At 60.7% G+C, this 17,617-nt stretch carries 12 protein-coding genes and 1 pseudogene; 7 read left to right on the forward strand and 6 right to left on the reverse strand.

Annotation, left to right across the window (positions count from 1 at the left end; all coding sequences use genetic code 11):
* Positions 1-54 precede the first annotated feature (54 nt).
* Together glmS and glmU are read right to left on the reverse strand one after the other, a co-directional pair.
* Entirely contained in the window at positions 55-1,875 is a 1,821-nt protein-coding gene (glmS, locus tag WC811_RS17885) for a glutamine--fructose-6-phosphate transaminase (isomerizing) (RefSeq protein ID WP_372646716.1), read from the reverse strand.
* Positions 1,876-2,002: 127 nt separating this feature from the next.
* Positions 2,003-3,361, reverse strand: coding sequence for a bifunctional UDP-N-acetylglucosamine diphosphorylase/glucosamine-1-phosphate N-acetyltransferase GlmU (gene glmU, locus WC811_RS17890; protein ID WP_372646717.1), 1,359 nt, complete (start codon positions 3,359-3,361; stop codon positions 2,003-2,005).
* Positions 3,362-3,731: 370 nt separating this feature from the next.
* Here glmU and WC811_RS17895 point away from each other — a divergent pair, with 370 nt between their 5' ends.
* The gene (locus tag WC811_RS17895) at positions 3,732-4,541 is read left to right on the forward strand and encodes an SPOR domain-containing protein (RefSeq protein WP_372646718.1); all 810 of its coding nucleotides are present in this window, start codon (positions 3,732-3,734) and stop codon (positions 4,539-4,541) included.
* Between the two features lie 197 nt (positions 4,542-4,738).
* On the opposite strand, the gene WC811_RS17900 is transcribed toward WC811_RS17895, so the two are convergent.
* A complete protein-coding gene (locus WC811_RS17900) occupies positions 4,739-5,707 on the reverse strand; it encodes a neutral zinc metallopeptidase (RefSeq protein ID WP_372646719.1) in 969 nt (322 codons plus the stop codon).
* Positions 5,708-5,846: 139 nt separating this feature from the next.
* Positions 5,847-7,289 carry a malonyl-CoA decarboxylase gene (locus WC811_RS17905; RefSeq protein ID WP_372646720.1) on the reverse strand — a complete coding sequence of 481 codons (1,443 nt, stop codon included), beginning with the start codon at positions 7,287-7,289 and terminating at the stop codon, positions 5,847-5,849.
* An 87-nt stretch (positions 7,290-7,376) separates the two neighbouring features.
* On the opposite strand from WC811_RS17905, the gene WC811_RS17910 reads away from it, so the two are divergent.
* The 3 genes from WC811_RS17910 (at position 7,377) to WC811_RS17920 (ending at position 10,743) form a co-directional block, all read left to right on the forward strand.
* Entirely contained in the window at positions 7,377-7,871 is a 495-nt protein-coding gene (locus tag WC811_RS17910) for a hypothetical protein (protein ID WP_372646721.1), read from the forward strand.
* Positions 7,872-8,260: 389 nt separating this feature from the next.
* The gene (locus WC811_RS17915; RefSeq protein WP_372646722.1) at positions 8,261-9,709 is read left to right on the forward strand and encodes a YcjX family protein; all 1,449 of its coding nucleotides are present in this window, start codon (positions 8,261-8,263) and stop codon (positions 9,707-9,709) included.
* Positions 9,706-10,743: a YcjF family protein gene (locus WC811_RS17920; protein WP_372646723.1), complete on the forward strand. Its 1,038-nt coding sequence runs from the start codon at positions 9,706-9,708 to the stop codon at positions 10,741-10,743. The genes WC811_RS17915 and WC811_RS17920 overlap by 4 nt, the downstream gene beginning before the upstream one ends.
* Positions 10,744-10,784: 41 nt before the next feature.
* Here the strand turns inward: WC811_RS17920 and mdoH are convergent, their stop codons facing one another.
* The gene (gene mdoH, locus WC811_RS17925; protein WP_372646724.1) at positions 10,785-12,758 is read right to left on the reverse strand and encodes a glucans biosynthesis glucosyltransferase MdoH; all 1,974 of its coding nucleotides are present in this window, start codon (positions 12,756-12,758) and stop codon (positions 10,785-10,787) included.
* Positions 12,743-14,317, reverse strand: coding sequence for a glucan biosynthesis protein (locus WC811_RS17930; RefSeq protein ID WP_372646726.1), 1,575 nt, complete (start codon positions 14,315-14,317; stop codon positions 12,743-12,745). The genes mdoH and WC811_RS17930 overlap by 16 nt, the downstream gene beginning before the upstream one ends.
* A gap of 300 nt (positions 14,318-14,617) precedes the next feature.
* Here WC811_RS17930 and WC811_RS17935 point away from each other — a divergent pair, with 300 nt between their 5' ends.
* The 3 genes and pseudogenes from WC811_RS17935 to WC811_RS17945 all read left to right on the forward strand — a co-directional run.
* Positions 14,618-15,055 carry a hypothetical protein gene (locus tag WC811_RS17935; protein WP_372646727.1) on the forward strand — a complete coding sequence of 146 codons (438 nt, stop codon included), beginning with the start codon at positions 14,618-14,620 and terminating at the stop codon, positions 15,053-15,055.
* Positions 15,056-15,415: 360 nt separating this feature from the next.
* Positions 15,416-16,690, forward strand: a complete 1,275-nt coding sequence (locus WC811_RS17940; RefSeq protein WP_372646728.1) for a porin — start codon at positions 15,416-15,418, stop codon at positions 16,688-16,690.
* Positions 16,691-17,086: 396 nt separating this feature from the next.
* Positions 17,087-17,617: pseudogene (locus WC811_RS17945) on the forward strand (porin); the annotation flags it as partial.

Below are 17,617 nucleotides of genomic sequence, written 5' to 3' on the forward strand. Positions count from 1 at the left end.
GCACCAGCGGAAGGCGGCAAATTGAGGGCCCCATCCCCAATTTACAGCTTTGGGCTATTCCACCGTCACGGACTTCGCCAGATTTCTTGGCTGATCGACGTCGGTGCCCATCAACACCGCCGTTTGATAGGCGATGAGTTGAGTCGGTACAGCATAGATCATCGGTGCGACAAAAGGGTCAACCTTTGGCATACGGATATACCCGGTAAGTTTGCAACCGGCCTTCTCGGGATCGGCATCCGAGATCAAAATCACCTGCCCGCCGCGCGCCGCAACTTCCTGGAGATTCGAAACCGTCTTTTCGAACAGCTCGTCCTCCGGCGCCACCACAACCACCGGCACGGTCTCGTCGATCAGGGCGATCGGCCCATGCTTCAACTCTCCCGCCGCATATCCTTCGGCATGGATGTAGGAAATTTCCTTGAGCTTCAACGCGCCCTCAAGCGCGATCGGGAAGCTCGCACCCCGCCCGAGGTAGAGCACATCGTCGGCCTTCGAAAGATCATGGGCGACGGCCACATAAGCCTCATCGCTTCTGAGAATGGACGCGACGTGCCGCGGCACCTCCATCAGAGATTTGACGAGCGCCGATTCCTGTTCCGCGGTGATCGTCTCCCGGGCGCGGGCAATTGCGATTGCCAAGCATGCCAGAACCGAAAGCTGGCAGGTGAAGGCTTTTGTCGAAGCCACGCCGATTTCAGGTCCTGCCAGCGTCGGCAGCACAGCGTGCGATTCACGCGCTATGGTCGAGGTCCGGACGTTGACGATGGACGCGATCCGCTGCTTGTTGGCCTTGGCATACCGCAGCGTCGCCAGCGTATCCGCCGTCTCGCCCGACTGCGAGACGAAGACGGCGAGGCCGTTCTCGGGCAGCGGCGCTTCGCGATAGCGCATCTCCGACGCGACATCGATTTCGACCGGAACGCGCGCGAATTTCTCGATCCAGTACTTCGCGACCAAGCCGGCGTAATAGGCCGTGCCGCACGCCGAGATCGTGATGCGGCTGATCTTCGACAGATCGACGCCGAGGTCAGGGAAGCGGACGCGCGCCGTCGTCATATCGAGGTAATTCGCCAGCGTGTGCGAAATGACCTCCGGCTGCTCGTGAATTTCCTTCGCCATGAAGTGGCGATAGTTGCCCTTGTCGATCAACAGCGCGCTCGCGACGGCTTTGACGAGAGGCCGCTCAACCCGGACCCCGTCGAGATTGAAGATCTCGGCTCCCGAGCGATGCAGAACGGCCCAGTCGCCTTCTTCGAGATAAGTGATCGTATCGGTGAACGGTGCCAGTGCAATGGCATCCGAGCCGAGATACATTTCGCCCGATCCATGCCCGATCGCGAGCGGCGAGCCCTTGCGCGCCGCGATCATCAGATCGTCCTCGCCCGCGAAGATGATTCCGAGCGCGAACGCGCCCCGGAGATGCTGCAAAGCACTGCGGACGGCCGCGACCGGTTCCGCGCCTTGATCCATCTCGTCGGTGATCAGATGGACGACGGCTTCCGTGTCTGTGTCCGTCTCGAACTTGTGCCCTTTGGCTTCAAGGCTCGCCCGAAGTTCGCGAAAATTCTCGATAATGCCGTTATGGACGACTGACACCTTTCCCGTCATATGCGGGTGGGCGTTTCGCTCCGTTGGCCGCCCGTGGGTCGCCCAGCGCGTGTGCCCGATCCCGGTCCGCCCCGCGAGAGGCTCGGTCAGCAATCGCTTTTCGAGGTTCCTGAGTTTGCCCTCCGCGCGTCGGCGTTCGATGGCAGGTCCCTCGACCGTCGCGATGCCAGCCGAATCATATCCCCGGTATTCAAGCCTCCGGAGGGCATCGACCAGATTGGTCGAAACCGATGATTTCCCAAGAATTCCAACGATCCCACACATTTTGGACCGGCTCCCCAAATGCGTTCCCCAATCCGACGATGGGGCCGGATAAGGTACTTCTCAAATCAAAGAATATTTCAAAGCAACGCACGCGACTCGCAGTCTATTTTACTGTCTTGGTTAACAGTTATTTCTTTTGCGCCGCTTTGCGTCGAGACATCATGATGCGGAACTTGTCCGCCCATCCCGGACGCTCGTCCTGGGCGGATCGCGACAAGGCCAGCGCTCCCGGATTGACATCCTTCGTGATGACGCTGCCCGAGCCGATGTAGGCGCCCTTCCCGATTGTGACGGGCGCCACCAGCGACGAGTTCGAGCCGATAAAGGCCCCCTCGCCGATCACGGTCTTCTCCTTGTTGAAGCCATCGTAATTGCAGAAAATCGTCCCCGCACCGATGTTGGCCCCCGCGCCGACGTTGCCGTCGCCCAGATAGGAAAGGTGATTGGCTTTTGCGCCCGTGCCCAGCGTGGTCTTTTTCACCTCCACGAAGTTGCCGATGTGGACGTCAGCCCCGAGGTCCGCGCCGGGGCGGAGCCGCGCGAAAGGCCCGACGCGCGCACCCGTCCCGATTGTTGCACCTTCGAAGTGACAGAAACCGAGAATGCGAGCGCCAGCCTCCACCGTCACGCCGGGCCCGAAGATAACATTGGGCTCAAGGATGACGTCCCGCCCGATCTTCGTGTCGAAGCTCAGCCAAACCGTCTCCGGCGCGATCATCGTCACGCCCTCGCGCATCATGTCCACCCGCGTTCGTGCTTGCCAGACGGCTTCCGCCTGCGCCAATTGCTCGCGCGTGTTAATCCCGAGAACGTCGTCCTCGTCACACACAACCACAGCCGCGCGGATGCCGAGCTCCCGTCCGATCGCAACCACATCTGTCAGGTAATATTCGTTTTTGGCGTTCGCGCAGCCGATGCGCGACAGAAGACCGGACAGGTCCGGCACCCGGAACGCCATGACGCCGGAATTACACAATCCGACTTTCTTCTCGGCGTCGCTCGCGTCCCTTTCCTCGCGTATCGCCATCAGCGCGCCGCCGTCATCGATCAGCAGCCGCCCGTATCCGGTCGGGTTCTTGGAACGGAAACCCAAGACCGCGATCCCAGCGCCATCATCAAGCGCCGCGCGGAGTTCAGCCAGCACGTCTGGCCGGACGAGCGGCGTGTCGGCGAAAAGCACGATGACGTCGCCGGTGTGCTCCTGAAGAGCCGGTTTTGCCGCTAGAAGGGCGTCAGCTGTGCCTCGCTGGGTCGCCTGCTCGAAGATTTTCGCGTCCGGCACGATCCGCAATGCTTCTGCCGCAACCGCTTCGCTATCCGGCGCCACCACGACGGCCATCTTGCCGCCACCCAGTGACGCCGTTCCAAGAACATGCGCGAGCATCGACTGCCCGGCGATCGAGTGGAGCACCTTCGGCAGCGATGATTTCATCCGCGTGCCCTTGCCGGCGGCAAGTACGACATACAGACAGAGCCCGGCACTCATGGATGACCTTGCGTTCCAATTGCTACAGGAGCCGAAGCGCGAACGCCGAGTGAGCGTTGCCAGCGGCTGAACCTTGCCATACCGCCTGCGCTCCGTCTGCCGCAAGACCCAGAACCCAGGCGGCCTTGTCGCGTCATGTGCAGCGGCCCGGGCGAGGGGCCCACCGATACGCCAGGTCGCGTCTTTGCCCAAGAGTTACCGGCAGATAGCCGTTTTGCACCATCTCGGCGTCCGTCCACAGCTTCCCGCGCGCTTCCTGAACCACGCCATTGCGGCGAGCGCACGACCGACCCAACCTCGTTCAGACAGTGAAAACGATTCGGGATGATCCGCCTGCCGGACGCCCGCAAGGCATTAGGACGACAAACCCATGACCAAGCCCACAACCGATAAGCCGACGCGCAGGAAAGCCGACGCTTCGCCCTATTCGGCCGTCTGGACCGTGCTCGGCGTCGTGGGCCTCGGCTACCTTGGCATCGCGTTTTTCGCGCCGCATGTCCTGCCCGACCTGTCGTCCGGGCATCAGCATGCGACCGAAACCACGGTCATGAAGGTATCCGCCGACGTCGACACTGTTAAATCGTCACTGACGAAACTTGAACTCGACGTCGCCAGCATCAAGGCCGAAGTCACCGCTCAGGCGGTTCAGACGCAAACCCTTGGCTCGCAGCTGACCGCGCTCGACGATAAAATCCGGCTTGCGGAAGCGCCCCCAACCACCACGACAACGTCAGACGCCGGACAGCAACAACCATCCGGGACAGATGCCGCGCCGGCCGAAACAGCCGACATGAGCCCCGCACCACCGAAAATCATCAACGCCCCACCACGCGTCGGAGCGCCGATCGAGACGGGCAGCGTCAATTCAGCCAACAGCAAACCGATTTCCTTCGGCCCCGCCATCGTAAAGCCGGAGCCGCGGTCTGTCGGCATCCAGCTCGCGACCGATCCCTCCATCGACGGGCTCCGGATCACGTGGGGTGCGCTGTCGCAAATTCATTCCGATCAGCTTAGCCATTTGAAGGCCCGTTACGCCGATCTCGGAACTGCGACCAATCCGAACTTCGGCCTCATCGCGGGACCGGTCAAATCGAGGGCCGAAGCCAAAAAGCTTTGCAAGGAACTCGCCGCCCAATCGGTCAGCTGCAAGATCAGCGAATACCGCGGCGCGGAACTCTAAGCCGAACAGCCAGCGCACACGTCGCGGCGGACGGGATCTCATCTCATAATCCCGTCCGAACCGCCATAGCGCCGAAGCGGGCGCCGCTACGGCCGGCCATTCATCCGGGTCTTTCCAAGTGATGCGATCACTGCCTACCGGGGCACGCAACCGCCTTTACGCAAGGGCGGCGGCCCTCTGTCGGATTCTGGCCGCGATCAGGGACTTGCGGTGTTGAACGTATCGCACTGATCCATCCGGCCCGACTGCAAACCGGCCTTGAACCAATAGACACGCTGCGCCGCCGTACCGTGCGTGAAGGCATCCGGAACGACACGGCCCGTCATTTTCTTTTGAATCATGTCGTCGCCGATCTGAGATGCCGCGTTCAGCGCCTCTTCGACATCGCCCGGCTGCAACCGCTTCTTCATCTGATCGTTGAGGTTCGCCCAAACACCCGCAAGACAGTCAGCCTGCAATTCGGTCCGAACCTGGATCTGATTGGCCGTCGTCTCATCGCCCGCGTTATCTTTCAACTCCTGCACCTTCTTGAGAATGCCGAGTTGGTTCTGCACGTGGTGCCCGACCTCATGCGCGATCACATAGGCCTGAGCGAAATCCCCGGCGACGTTGAACCGGCGCTTCAGCTCATCGTAGAACGCGAGGTCGATGTAAACCTTCTGATCCAACGGGCAATAGAACGGTCCCATCGCCGTCTGGCCGACGCCGCACTGTGTCCGTGTCGCGCCGCTGTAAACGACGAGCTTCGGATCAGGATAGTCGCGACCGAAACTCTTGAAGACCGACGTCCACACATCTTCGGTATCGGCAAGCACCTTGCCGATGAACGCCTTCTCGGCATCATCATTGTTCGCTGTTTGCGTCTGTGGCGAACCGGGAAGTCCTGGAATATTGTTTGAAGGCGCTCGATCCGGCCGCTGCGCCTGAGGCATCTGCGGCATCTGAATCTGGTTGTTGGTCCCGAGCAGGACATCGAGCGGATTGATGCCAAAGAACAGCATGACGGCGCCGATGATCAGCAGCGTCGTGATGCTGAAGCCGCCCTTGCCAATCGGAATCTGGATGCCGTTGCCACCAGGAAACTGAAATCCACCACCGCCGCTTCCGCCCTGACCACGGCGGTCTTCGACGTTGCTGCTTTCCCGGTCGTTCTGATCGTAGCGCATCGCGGACCTTCAAAATGACGAACGCATCACGGTCCGACGTTCGAAAACAGCGCGGCCCGCGACGCTTGCGGGCTCATACTGCACGGGCAAATGGCCTTTACAAGGGCATCTTTTGGGTCTCGGCGATAGGGCCGCCCAGTTACGACTGGGGTTCATCGCCCCGAACGCGTTTCGTCTTCGCAGCTCCCGGCAACGCCAGGAGATCCGGCACCGCGGCCAGGCCCTTCACTTTCGGCACCGGCCGCAAGAGCGCACGAACCGCGCGCGAGGCGGCGACGGTCCCCTCGTCGGCATAAGCCTCATGATTGCGCTCGATCTCGGCGAGATCGTAGCGGTAATTGACCATCAGCCCATGCCCTTCGCGCAGACCTTTTTCGGATGTATCGCCCAACCAATTCAGCCGTTCGAGCCGGGCGCCGTTACCGAGATGGAAGCGCGCGACCTGATCGACCGGCCGGTCATCGCTCGAACGCGCCATCAGATAATAATGAGCCGCTAGCCCCATCAGCGCGGATTTGAGTTCATCCGTTCCCGCGACGTCCTTCGCGATCTCATCCGCCCACCTTGGATCGCGCAGACGCCCGAGCGCCTTGCGATCGTCGGCGCTCAGCGGCACATCGCTCCCGCTTGCCAGCGCCCGATCGACCCAACGTGCGAAGCTTGGTGCCGGTGACAGAGTAACAAACGTCTTGAGGCTCGAAACGTCCCGCGCCAAATCTTCGACGACCTGCTTCAGAAGGAAGTTGCCGAAGGAAATTCCTTTCAGTCCTTCCTGGCAGTTCGAGATCGAATAGAACACCGCCGTCGTCGGCGCCGCGTCATCTTCGGCGCGACGCCCGTCGAGCACTGTCGAAATTGCGTTGGGCATGTCCCGCGTCAGCGCAACCTCGACGAAGATCAGCGGCTCGTCGACCAGGGCCGGGTGAAAGAAAGCGAAGCAGCGCCGGTCTTTGGGATCGAGGCGGCGGCGCAAGTCGTCCCAGCCACGAATTTCGTGGACCGCCTCGTATTGAATGATCTTCTCCAGGATCGCAGCTGGGGTCTGCCAGTCGATCCGGCGCAGAACGAGAAAGCCGCGATTGAACCACGACGTCAGCAGCCGTTCGAGATCGCTGTCGACAGCCGCTAGCGCGTCATCCGACTTGATGTGACGAACGAGATCGGATCTGAGCGCCACGATCTCGGCCGTCGCGCCCGGCGCGAGATTGAGCCGCCGGAAGAATTCGAGCCGTGGGCTGTAGGATGCCTTTTGCAACCTCGCGAGCGTCTTGTCTGACGGTTGATCGAGATAATTCCGCGCCGCTTCGGAAACACTCGCGGCGTCCGGTTGCAGATCCTCGGCGAGAAAATGATAGAACGTCAGCCGTTCTTCGCTGCTCGCCTTCTTGAGCTGATTGAGAAGCTGCCGCGCGATCGCCACGCCCGAAGCTTCGCCGCGCCCCGACATCAAAGCCCGCGACAGGACCTCGATCGACTCGCCCGGCCCATCGCGAAACAGTGCCTTCGGGAGCAGTGCGCGCCCCTGCTCGGCGACCGTCGCCATCAAATCCTGAAAGAATGAGACGTTGACGCGTTCTGCCATGGGTCGGCTCGGGCTCCCTCTGCGTTAATCTTTGCTTAACCGTATAGGTCGAGCATCCCGTTGCTACTTGTATAGGGCAATTTCGTCATGACCGATCGCTTTTCATCCGGATCATCGTCAAGTCTCGGCGCGGCAAATAACGACACCGGTCGCGTGGCCTTTTGTGGCCCCTATGTGCTCTCCGCCATCACGGGCTTCGGCATCGCAAAGATCGAAGACGTGATCCGCGAAGGCCGCGAGTTGCCGCCACATCGTAAGCCCGTAGTCCGCGGCACCTACTCCGACGAGGTCGAAGCCGCACTCGCCTATTTCGGTTACCGCATGGAGCTGAAAGAAAGCCACATGCACCGCGCTCGGAAGGAACGGCCGACGTTCTGGACCTGGATGCAGAAACCCCGCAGCGCTTGGGCCTACTATATTCTTGCGATCCACAAGGGCAAGGAAGGCCATTGGATTCTCGTGAAGGGCGTCAAGATGTGCGACACCTTCACCGAGGGCAAATGGACGTTCGTCGTCGACGGCCCGCACCGCGGCTGCCGGATCATGGAAATATTCGAGGTCCGCAAGGCCCACGACGCCTGACACGCGAATGCGGGGCCCGCGAGTCCGTCCTCTCGTCATCCTCGATCAAGCCCGCCACGAGGCGTGCGATGATGACGGCGCCATGAACGCGGCGTGAACCCGCGCTTCAGGGCCTATTCAAACCTTGAGCCTATGTTCTTCGCCAATACTGGTCGTGGACTTGGCAAAGGAGATAGAAGGCCGTGTCCGAATTCATTCGCTCAGGCGCCATCATGCTGATGGCCGTCGTCGTCTTGGCTGCTGGCGTCGCTGTCGTTTTTTACGGCTAAGCCGCCGCATTTGATATGGCGCAACCGGTGCTCCGGAAACGTCTTGTCGCGGTCGGCAAGTTACGCCACTTAAAGGGAGCCTCCGGGCTCCATTTCTTTTGGCGACATGCGCGGCATCAATTGGCTGACATTTCCTATTCCCATCTTTTGAAAGATGCGCAAACGCGCCTGTCCGATTATCTGACGCCCTCCGTGCGGCTCGGAGTGACGGGCCTATCGCGCGCCGGTAAGACCGTTTTCATCACCGCGCTGGTCCGCAACCTCGTGAGCGGCGGCCGCCTGCCGTTCTTCGCAGCCGATGCCGAGCATCGGATCGTTCGCGCTTACCTTGAGCCGCAGCCAGACGATAGCGTGCCCCGCTTCGATTACGAGGCGCACCTCGGCGATCTGCTGTCCTCGCCGCCCACCTGGCCCGAGAGCACGAAGCGGATCTCGGAATTGCGCGTGACGATCGAATACCGCTCGGCCTTCGCCCTGAAACGAATGGTCGGCCTCTCGAAGCTGCATCTCGACATCGTCGATTACCCGGGCGAGTGGCTGATCGACCTGCCGATGCTCGAACAGGATTATCGCGCTTTCTCCACTGGCGCCCTGACGTTCGCGGCGTCCCCCTCGCGCGCCGTATTCGCAAAGCCGTTTCTCGACTTTCTTGCCGGAACCGACCCGGCTGCCGCCGAAGACGAGCAGATCGCGATCACCGGCTCCAAACTCTTCACAGCTTATCTGCGCGCGACGCGCGACAGCGGCGCGCAATCCACTCTCGCGCCGGGCCGCTTTCTGCTGCCCGGCGAACTCGACGGCTCGCCGCTACTGACATTCTTCCCGATGCCGCTGACGTCGGATGAGCGTTTGCCGCGCGGATCGCTCGCGGCGATGATGGTCCGCCGTTTCGAAAGTTATAAGGCCTCCGTCGTCAAACCGTTCTTCAACGATCACTTCGCGAGGCTCGATCGCCAGATCGTCTTGGTCGACGTGCTGACGGCGCTTCATCGCGGTGCCGACGCAGTGGCTGATCTCGAACGTGCGATGACGGATATCCTCCATGCCTTCCGACCCGGCGCCAATTCGTGGCTGTCGATGTTTCTCGGCCGACGGATCGACCGCGTCCTCTTCGCCGCGACCAAAGCCGATCATCTTCCGGCATCCAGCCACGACCGGCTCGAAGCCATTCTCAAGGAAATCGTCGAAGATGCCGTCAAGCGCGCCGAGACCGAAGGCGCAGGCGTTCAAGCGCTAGCGCTGTCAGCTCTCCGCGCCACCCGTGAAGCAACGGCCAAACAAGGCGGTGAGATCCTTCCCTGCCTGCGGGGAACGCCGATCAAGGGCGAGCGCATCGGTAACATCACCTTCGACGGCGTCGCCGAAGCCGCGATTTTTCCGGGCGACCTTCCGATAGATCCAGCAGCCGCACTGGACGCCGCCCGCCGGGCCAAATCGGCCTCTCTCGAACTTGTCCGCTTCGCGCCCCCCAAACTTGCCGACACACTTTCCGATGGCAAATTAGCCGCGTTCCCGCATATCAGATTGGATCGCGCGCTCGATTTCCTGATCTCGGATTATCTCGCATGAGCTTCGAGGACAACACGCCGCCGCCGCGAAAACCCCGTGTCTTCAAGGCGGACGACATCACCGAAGATGCGGAATTCGCCGATGCCGACATCCCCGCCGGCGGCGCCGTCTCGTCACGTCGTTCGGATGCGCCGTCGCGCCGGCTGAGCGTCAACGATATCAATCGCGGCTTTCGATTCAGCAGCGTTCTGTTTTCCGCGATGGCAGCTCTCGCGTCGATCGCAGCCGGGCTGTGGTTCACACGCTTTGTTTCCGTCGCGCTCGAACGACAGGACTGGATCGGCTGGGTCGCATTCGGGCTGATGGTCGTTATCGCCCTCGCGCTCGTCGGGATTGTCCTGCGCGAACTCTTAGGATTTCGCCGCCTCGCCCGCTTGGCGAAGTTGCGCACGCTCGTCAGGGCGACGCTCGCCAAGCCTGACGCTGCCTCCGAGCGAAAAGCCGTCTCAGCCCTTCTCGCCCATTATCGCGGACGACCCGACCTTTCGTGGGGCCTTGCCCGCGTGAAAGACCATTCCGGCGACGTCCTGGCTCCCGGTGAATTGCTAAGACTGTCGGATCGCGAATTGCTTCATCCTCTCGATGGCGAAGCCCGCAAGGTCATCCTTGCTTCGGCGAAGCGCGTCGCAACCGTCACTGCGCTATCGCCGATCATGTGGATCGCCATGGGCTTCGTGCTGGTCGAAAACGTCCGCATGTTCCGGGCAATCGCCGGACTCTACGGTGGCCGTCCCGGCATCCTCGGAGCGCTTCGCCTCGCCCGTAATGTCGTCGGCCACGTCATCGCGACCGGCGGCATCGCCATGACAGATGATCTGTTAGGTCAGTTCGTCGGCCAGGACGTCCTGCGGCGGCTATCGCGCCGGCTGGGCGAAGGCGCTTTCAACGGCGCGCTGACCTCACGCCTGGGCGTCGTTGCCGTCGAGGTTATCCGCCCGCTGCCCTATCTCGATTCCGAGCCCCTGCGCGTGCGCGAAATTTTCAACGAACTCATCCGTTCGTTGCGCGGCGCCGATAAGCAGGCCGAAGGTTAAGGGTCGGAGACACACGACGTTGACCTGTGAACGCGTTAGGCCTAGGCCGCAGCCGCATCCGGTTGGGCGCTAAGACCGCCGGGCGTCGCGATTTTCCGTTCCCAGTCCCTCGACCGATGTCCAGCGTCGACGAGCACGGGCGGCGGCCTGCGATCCTCGTTCGTCGCCAGCGCCCAGCGCTCGATTGGTCCGGCCCGGCGCGAGGTCAGCCAACTGACCGGCCCCGCCAGCACGAGACCAAGAATCACCGGCGACATCCATGCCAGAAGCGCCGGAGAAACCGTCCAGGCGATAGCGCCCGCGATGCCGCCGATGGCCGTGTGCCAGCGTGCGAACCACATGGCATCGTCGAACGTCAACGCGCCGTCATTACGTTTCTGCGGCTTCCAGCCTGAATCGCGCCCGGCGAGAATTTCAGCGGACCCGACCGTCTGCGTCACCATGAAGATCGGCGCGATCAGCATCGAATAGACCGTCTCGATCAGCACACCGATCGTCACCTGCACAGCGGCAAAGAAATTTCGTTCTTTCCGCGCCTGCTTCCATGCGAGCACGAGCCCCAGCGCCTTCGGTAGCAGCACCACGATCATCGTTCCGAGGAACAGCCGCAGCGCCGCGCCCGGGTCGATCGTCGGCCAGATCGGGAACAGGGTCTTATCGTCACGGAAATAGCTCGGGATCATCTGCTGTCCTTGCAGCGCCAGCACAACACCGACGATGAGCGACAACGCCCATACGCCCGAGATCAAATATGATGCGGCTCCCATCCCGAGGTGCAAACGTCCCATCGGCGTTAGTCCCGGCTGCGAGACGATCGCCAAGTGCTGAAGGTTGCCCTGCGCCCAGCGCCGGTCCCGCGCCACGACATCTATGATGTTCGGCGGCATGCCTTCGTAAGACCCTTCCAGCGACGGCATCATGTGGACGCCGAAGCCCGCTCTCTGCAGCAGCACCGCCTCGACAAAATCGTGGCTCATGATGTGACCGCCGAAAGGTTTGCGGCCCGGCAGATCCGGCAGTCCCGCGGCGGACGCGAAAGCAGCCGTACGGATGATCGCGTTGTGTCCCCAGTAGTTGCCCTGATCGCGATGCCAGAACGCCAGTCCGGCGGCGACCGCGGGTCCATACGTGTTGCACGCAAATTGCTGCAGGCGCTGGAGAAGCGTCTCGCCGCCGACGAGTCTCGGCACCGTTTGGATCAGTCCGGCTTTCGGATCGGCTTCCATGGCCGCAGCCAGCGAGACGAGCGTGCCGCCCGACATGACGCTGTCGCCGTCGAGAATGATGAAAGATTGATAGTCCGCGCCGAACCGCTCGACCCAGTCGGCGATGTTGCCGGACTTGCGCGCAGTATTCTTCAAACGCCGGCGATAATAAACGGTCGCGACGTCCTCCAATTGCGCCGATAACGCCCGATAGACCGCCGCTTCCTTGGCGCCCGCGTCATCGCCGCGCGTGTCGGAAAGCACAAAGATGTCGAAGTAGCTGTTGCGCCCTAGGTCGGCAAGCTCGCGCGCCATCGCCTCGATGGCGCCAGCGATCTGCGCCGGGTCTTCGTGATAAACGGGAAACAACAGCGCCGTCCGCGCGGTCAGCACAGATGTCGGCGGCGGTGGTTCGATCGTATCGGGTTGCTCGCCGACGAAGAGCGGCAGGAAGCCGAGCGAGGCACTCATACTGCCGATCGCAATCCATCCGAACGCGACGGTTGATAGGATAAGAAAGAGAAACTGAACCGGTGTGATGACGACGAAAGACAGAATGCTGAAGAGCTCGTGCCCGAACGCTGCCGTCAGTACAGCTGCGCCGGCGAAAATCGCCGTGCGTGGCACCCAGTATCCCCTGCGCTTGATTTCAACGCTCGCCGCCGGCGGCGACGCGAAATCTTGAACCGGCATGGCGAGCGGAGATGATGGCGGCAGATGCCACCACGGCCCGGCATCCGGCGACGCTTTCGAATATGAGGTCACTTCTGGCGCTTCGCCTATGAAGTTCTCGTTTACGGCTTTGTCCATCGATAGAGCCAAGTCTCCGAGACGGGTTGCTCCCCAGCCTTCAGAACGCAACGAAGTTCGATGAGTTCATTGTCGCCCGGAACTAAATTGAATGAGACCCGGACGCCGGAAATCTCGGCGTTACGCTGGATATTGACGTTCGAGACCTGACCGGCGCTTGCTGACAAATCCACGGCTGGCAGGTCCTTCGCATCCTTGACCGATGGCCCTGCCAAATCGATGACAAACACGATGATGCCCGGCTTTTTCCCATTCCCTACACGCGTCTTGACGACGCGGGCACCCGACCACGACTCCGGCACGTCCGCGCCCCAGTAGATTCTATAGTTAAAGAGGTGGGGACCGCCCGCAGCCAATTCCTTCGAAGGCTTCCAGTAGGCAGCGATGTTATCGTGAATTTCATCACCGACCGGAATTTCGACGAGCTCGACAAAACCTTCGCCCCATGGCCCGGCTGGCTCAACCCATACCGACGGCCGCCGCTCGAAATGGCTTTCGAGATCTTCATAGTTGTGGAAATCGCGGTCGCGCTGCCAAAAACCAAAGCCCTTCGGATCCTTGTCCATGAAGGCGCTGAGTTGCAGCGTCTTGGGATTGTTCAACGGCCGCCAAAGTCGCTCGCCGCTCCCGTTTACCATCGCCAGCCCTTCGCTGTCATGAACGGCAGGTCGAATATCTTCGACGCGGCGCTGGCTCGACTGGCCATGAAAGAACATGCTGGTCAGCGGCCCGACGCCGACATGGCTCAGCGCGACACGGGGATATAAAGTTGCCTCAACATCCATGACCGTTGTTTCTCCCGGCGTGATCGAAAACCGGTAGGCGCCGGTCGTAGATGGACTGTCGAGCAACGCATGGATGACCAATTCGGTTGCAATCGGCTTCGGCCGCTCGATCCAGAAGCTGCGGAAGAATGGAAACTCCTCCCCGCCTGGCTGCGCCGTGTTGAGCGCCAATCCGCGGGCCGACGTCCCGTAACCTTCTCCACGCCCGACCGCACGAAAATAGCTCGCTCCCTGAAAGACCATATATTCGTCGTACGCATCGGCACGATTGATCGGTCCGTGGATTCGAAAGCCCGAGAATCCGAACGGCGCTGCCTCCGGTCCCGGCCCGATGAGCGGCCCGAACGAGAACAGCGAACTATCCGCTATCAGCCGCGACGCCTTGCCGGCATCGACGACCCAGAGATCGACCGGAACGTCGTAGAGCCATCCCATCGCGAATGGCTGGACTTGAAAGTCGAGATGATCGCCCTTCCAAAGCGCTTTCTCCGAGCGAAAGCGGATGTCGCGGTACTGCTCGTACGTAAGCTTGTTGAAGGGCTGAGGCAGATCCATCGCCGGCTTGACGAACGGCTGGTCTGATAGCCGCTTGGCTTCGGTCTTTACCGTCGTCGCGCCAAATGCTGTGCCCTGCTGGCTTTGCTGTGGCCCCGGGGACGCCGCATCCGCGTGTGCGGCAGTCGCGGCCAACGCCATCTTGGCGAGGCCCATGGCAAAAGTTCCCGCGACCGCCTTCTCAAGCAGTACCCGGCGATCGATAAATTTTCCTGTCATTTCCGATATCAGCCAACCCTTGCGGTGCGCATGCCCTAACCTCACGCTTTCTCACAAGCGCGCTGAAGGACTGTGCCACTCTGCTATCCAACGATTGTGGCAGATTTTCCACGCGCGGGTGGATGCCTGTGACTTTCTCGTCAATGAATTATGAACCGTCCGCAACCCGCCCTTCGCGCCACGAGCCCCGGACGGGCGTCGCACGATCCGGCTCGAAGATACGTTTCTTCGCCACATATTCGGAAGCTATAACATGACGGGGGGCCGCCACGATGCCCGCGCGGCCAAAGAGGGAAAGCGATGTCGCAGTTTCAAGAAAGCACGCTCGTCGAGGCGATGATGTCCGTCCGCGGTCAGATCGATTTCCTCTGGCAGTTTTTTGTCACTGTCCACATCGCATTATTCGCTCTTCTCCTCATTTATGACCACGCCGTCGAGGGACTGAACATCGTTGCGAAGTTTTTTGCGGTCTCGGGCGTCGCTGTTTTTGAGTGGATAAACGGCAAGGCCCTGGCAAACGCCTACCTGCTGCTCGACGCGATGCAGGAGCAATTTCGCTGGAGCTTCGGCCAGGCCGATCGCTTCCATCCCCTATTTTATGAGCGCTTCGTGCTCGCGAGTTATGCAGACCGGCCAGAAATGGTCCTGTTGACGCACTCGTCCGCACTGGTCGTTATTCTCTTGGCGTTTGCATCGCGGCGTTTTATTCGAAGTAGAACAAAGGGCCAGCACCCATAGTGTACTCCGTCCCGTGACGACCGCGCGCCTATCCCTCAGCGAAGAACACATTTCCGGGATGGGGGAAGAAAGACTTCGTCTGAATTTGGATGGTCGAGTGGCCATCGTGTGGCAACATCAACGCTCGTGACTTTTCCGTCACAAATCCCGGCAATTCCACAGCCAAACACCCATCCACTATTCCCCGACCGAATCAGATCTGCTTAAAACATAACCCTGGGCGGTGATTCGGGGGGAAACCCGTTGGCCGCAAAGACGGGTTTGAGGACGGGTAAATAGCACCACGGAAAGAAGAGTGTTGGGTCGAACGGTCACGTTCTGCCTGTCATTCCTCAAGTCGAAGCAGACGGGAGTAGTTCTATGAACAAGTACAGTCTGAGTGCCCTGGCGGCGGCAGGCCTGATTGCGGGCAGCCTGTCAACCGGCAGTGCATCGGCAGCTGATCTCGGGGGGAACTGCTGCGCAGACCTCGAGGAGCGCATTGCAGAACTTGAATCAACGACGGCACGCAAGGGCAACCGCAAGGTTTCTCTCACCGTGTCGGGCTGGGTTGGCCAGCAGGTCATGTGGTGGGACGACGGCTCTGAGTCGAACGCCTACGTCACAGACCTCGGCTCAACACTCGGCAGCCACGTGAAGTTCACTGGCCAGGCAACGATTATGCCCGGCTGGACGGCAGGTTACGTCCTGCACATCGAAGCCATCGGCTCCGACAGCTTGACGACCAGCCAAAGCCAACCCGACGGTAAGAACGCTCTGACCGGCACGTCTAACGGCGTTTCGACGCTGCAGTCGTTCTGGTTCATCAAGAGCGATCAGCTGGGTAAGGTCTCGGTCGGCAAACAATCCGACGCGGCTGACAACGCGGCAATCTTGGTTGACGGCTCGGGCTCGCTCGTTCCCGCCAACTGGGTGGCGTTCGACGTCAACAGCTTCGGTATTCGTACCAAGGACGATACCCTGTTCGGACACTGGGGCGGCGATTACTGCCAGTCTGCAGGCGGGGCTTGGGGTGACTGCGCGGGCGTTCCCCGCAATACCGTTCGCTATGACTCACCTAGCTTTGGCGGCTTCTCGGTGTCGGCATCGTGGGGTGAAGACGACATCTGGGCCATCACCACGCGTTATGCCGGTGAATGGGCTGACTTCAAAGTCGCTGGTGTGGCTTCATACTTTGAGAGCACCGACGAAGCCCTTAATGGCGCCGTGATCAACAACACCCAGCAGTACTTCCAGGCTGGCGCATACATCGAACACACCCCGACAGGTCTGTTCGCTTACGGTGCCTACGGCCACGACGATTACAGCGATGGTAATCTCGGGTCCTCGCAGACCTGGTACGGCAAAGGCGGCATCCGTCAGCGCTGGAACCCACTCGGCCACACCGTTCTCTACGGCGAGTACGAAAACATCAAGGGATCAGGCGCCTTCTCGCAGTCTGAAAACTTGGGACTGGACGGCGCCACCCACGATCGGACTGAGGTCATCGGCGGCGGCATCGTTCAGGAAATCGACGCAGCAGCTATGTCGATCTGGGTCAAGTATCGTCACCTTGACTACAGCGATAACAATACTGAAGGCCAAGGCTATCAGGACTTCCAGTATGTCGGCATGGGCGCTCTGATCAACTTCTGATCGCCAGCTAAAGACCAAGCCAAATCAAAAAGGCCGCTCCCTCGGGGCGGCCTTTTCATTTGTGTGCACAGCAAATCCACCTGATGCGTGGAAAACTCATTTTCCGGCCACAGACCCGTCGCACGAAAATAATGCGTTTAAAAACAAGTATTTGGACACATTTTGGGCAATCGCCCAACAATACGGCTAGTTGCCCCTGCGCCACATTGTCGGATTCGTCGCTGTGTTTTCGCAAACCGCAATTGTTGCAAAACGACGAATCACAGACTTTCCCCTCAAGCGGCGGAGTCACTTGGCAGGTGTTACGCCGTGGATCGCTTGGGAAGCGGCCGACAATACGGCGAACGCCAGGTACCGCGTCCACTACTAGAAGTGATGAAGACGGGAGAAGGTAGAATGAGGAAATATGGGGTAGGCGCCATGCTCGTTGCAGGCGTTCTCGTTGGCGGTTTCGCCACGAGCGCCTCTGCAGCGGACCTGGGCGGCAATTGCTGCGCGGACCTTGAAGAGCGCATTGCGGAACTTGAAGCAACGACGGCACGCAAGGGCAACCGCAAGGTTTCTCTCACCGTGTCGGGCTGGGTTGGTCAGCAGGTCATGTGGTGGGACGACGGCTCTGAGTCGAACGCCTACGTCACAGACCTCGGTTCAACACTCGGCAGCCACGTGAAGTTCACTGGCCAGGCAACGATTTTGCCCGGCTGGACGGCAGGTTACGTCCTGCACATCGAAGCCATCGGCTCCGACAGCTTGACGACCAATCAAGCCACGCCAGACGGTAAGAACGCTCTGACCGGCACGTCTAACGGCGTTTCGACGCTGCAGTCATTCTGGTTCATCAAGAGCGATCAGCTGGGTAAGGTCTCGGTCGGCAAACAATCCGACGCGGCTGACAACGCGGCAATCTTGGTTGACGGCTCGGGCTCG

The organism is Hyphomicrobium sp. (genome assembly GCF_041659645.1).
Classification (GTDB): Bacteria; Pseudomonadota; Alphaproteobacteria; order Rhizobiales; family Hyphomicrobiaceae; genus Hyphomicrobium_B.

Coding starts and splice junctions, on each gene's coding strand:
- WC811_RS17900 (WP_372646719.1), bottom strand. CDS start 5,707: ATGCGCTACGATCAGAACGACCGGGAAAGCAGCAACGTCGAAGACCGC.
- WC811_RS17930 (WP_372646726.1), bottom strand. CDS start 14,317: ATGACAGGAAAATTTATCGATCGCCGGGTACTGCTTGAGAAGGCGGTC.
- WC811_RS17920 (WP_372646723.1), top strand. CDS start 9,706: ATGAGCTTCGAGGACAACACGCCGCCGCCGCGAAAACCCCGTGTCTTC.
- WC811_RS17910 (WP_372646721.1), top strand. CDS start 7,377: ATGACCGATCGCTTTTCATCCGGATCATCGTCAAGTCTCGGCGCGGCA.
- mdoH (WP_372646724.1), bottom strand. CDS start 12,758: ATGGACAAAGCCGTAAACGAGAACTTCATAGGCGAAGCGCCAGAAGTG.
- WC811_RS17905 (WP_372646720.1), bottom strand. CDS start 7,289: ATGGCAGAACGCGTCAACGTCTCATTCTTTCAGGATTTGATGGCGACG.
- WC811_RS17940 (WP_372646728.1), top strand. CDS start 15,416: ATGAACAAGTACAGTCTGAGTGCCCTGGCGGCGGCAGGCCTGATTGCG.
- glmU (WP_372646717.1), bottom strand. CDS start 3,361: ATGAGTGCCGGGCTCTGTCTGTATGTCGTACTTGCCGCCGGCAAGGGC.
- WC811_RS17935 (WP_372646727.1), top strand. CDS start 14,618: ATGTCGCAGTTTCAAGAAAGCACGCTCGTCGAGGCGATGATGTCCGTC.
- WC811_RS17895 (WP_372646718.1), top strand. CDS start 3,732: ATGACCAAGCCCACAACCGATAAGCCGACGCGCAGGAAAGCCGACGCT.
- glmS (WP_372646716.1), bottom strand. CDS start 1,875: ATGTGTGGGATCGTTGGAATTCTTGGGAAATCATCGGTTTCGACCAAT.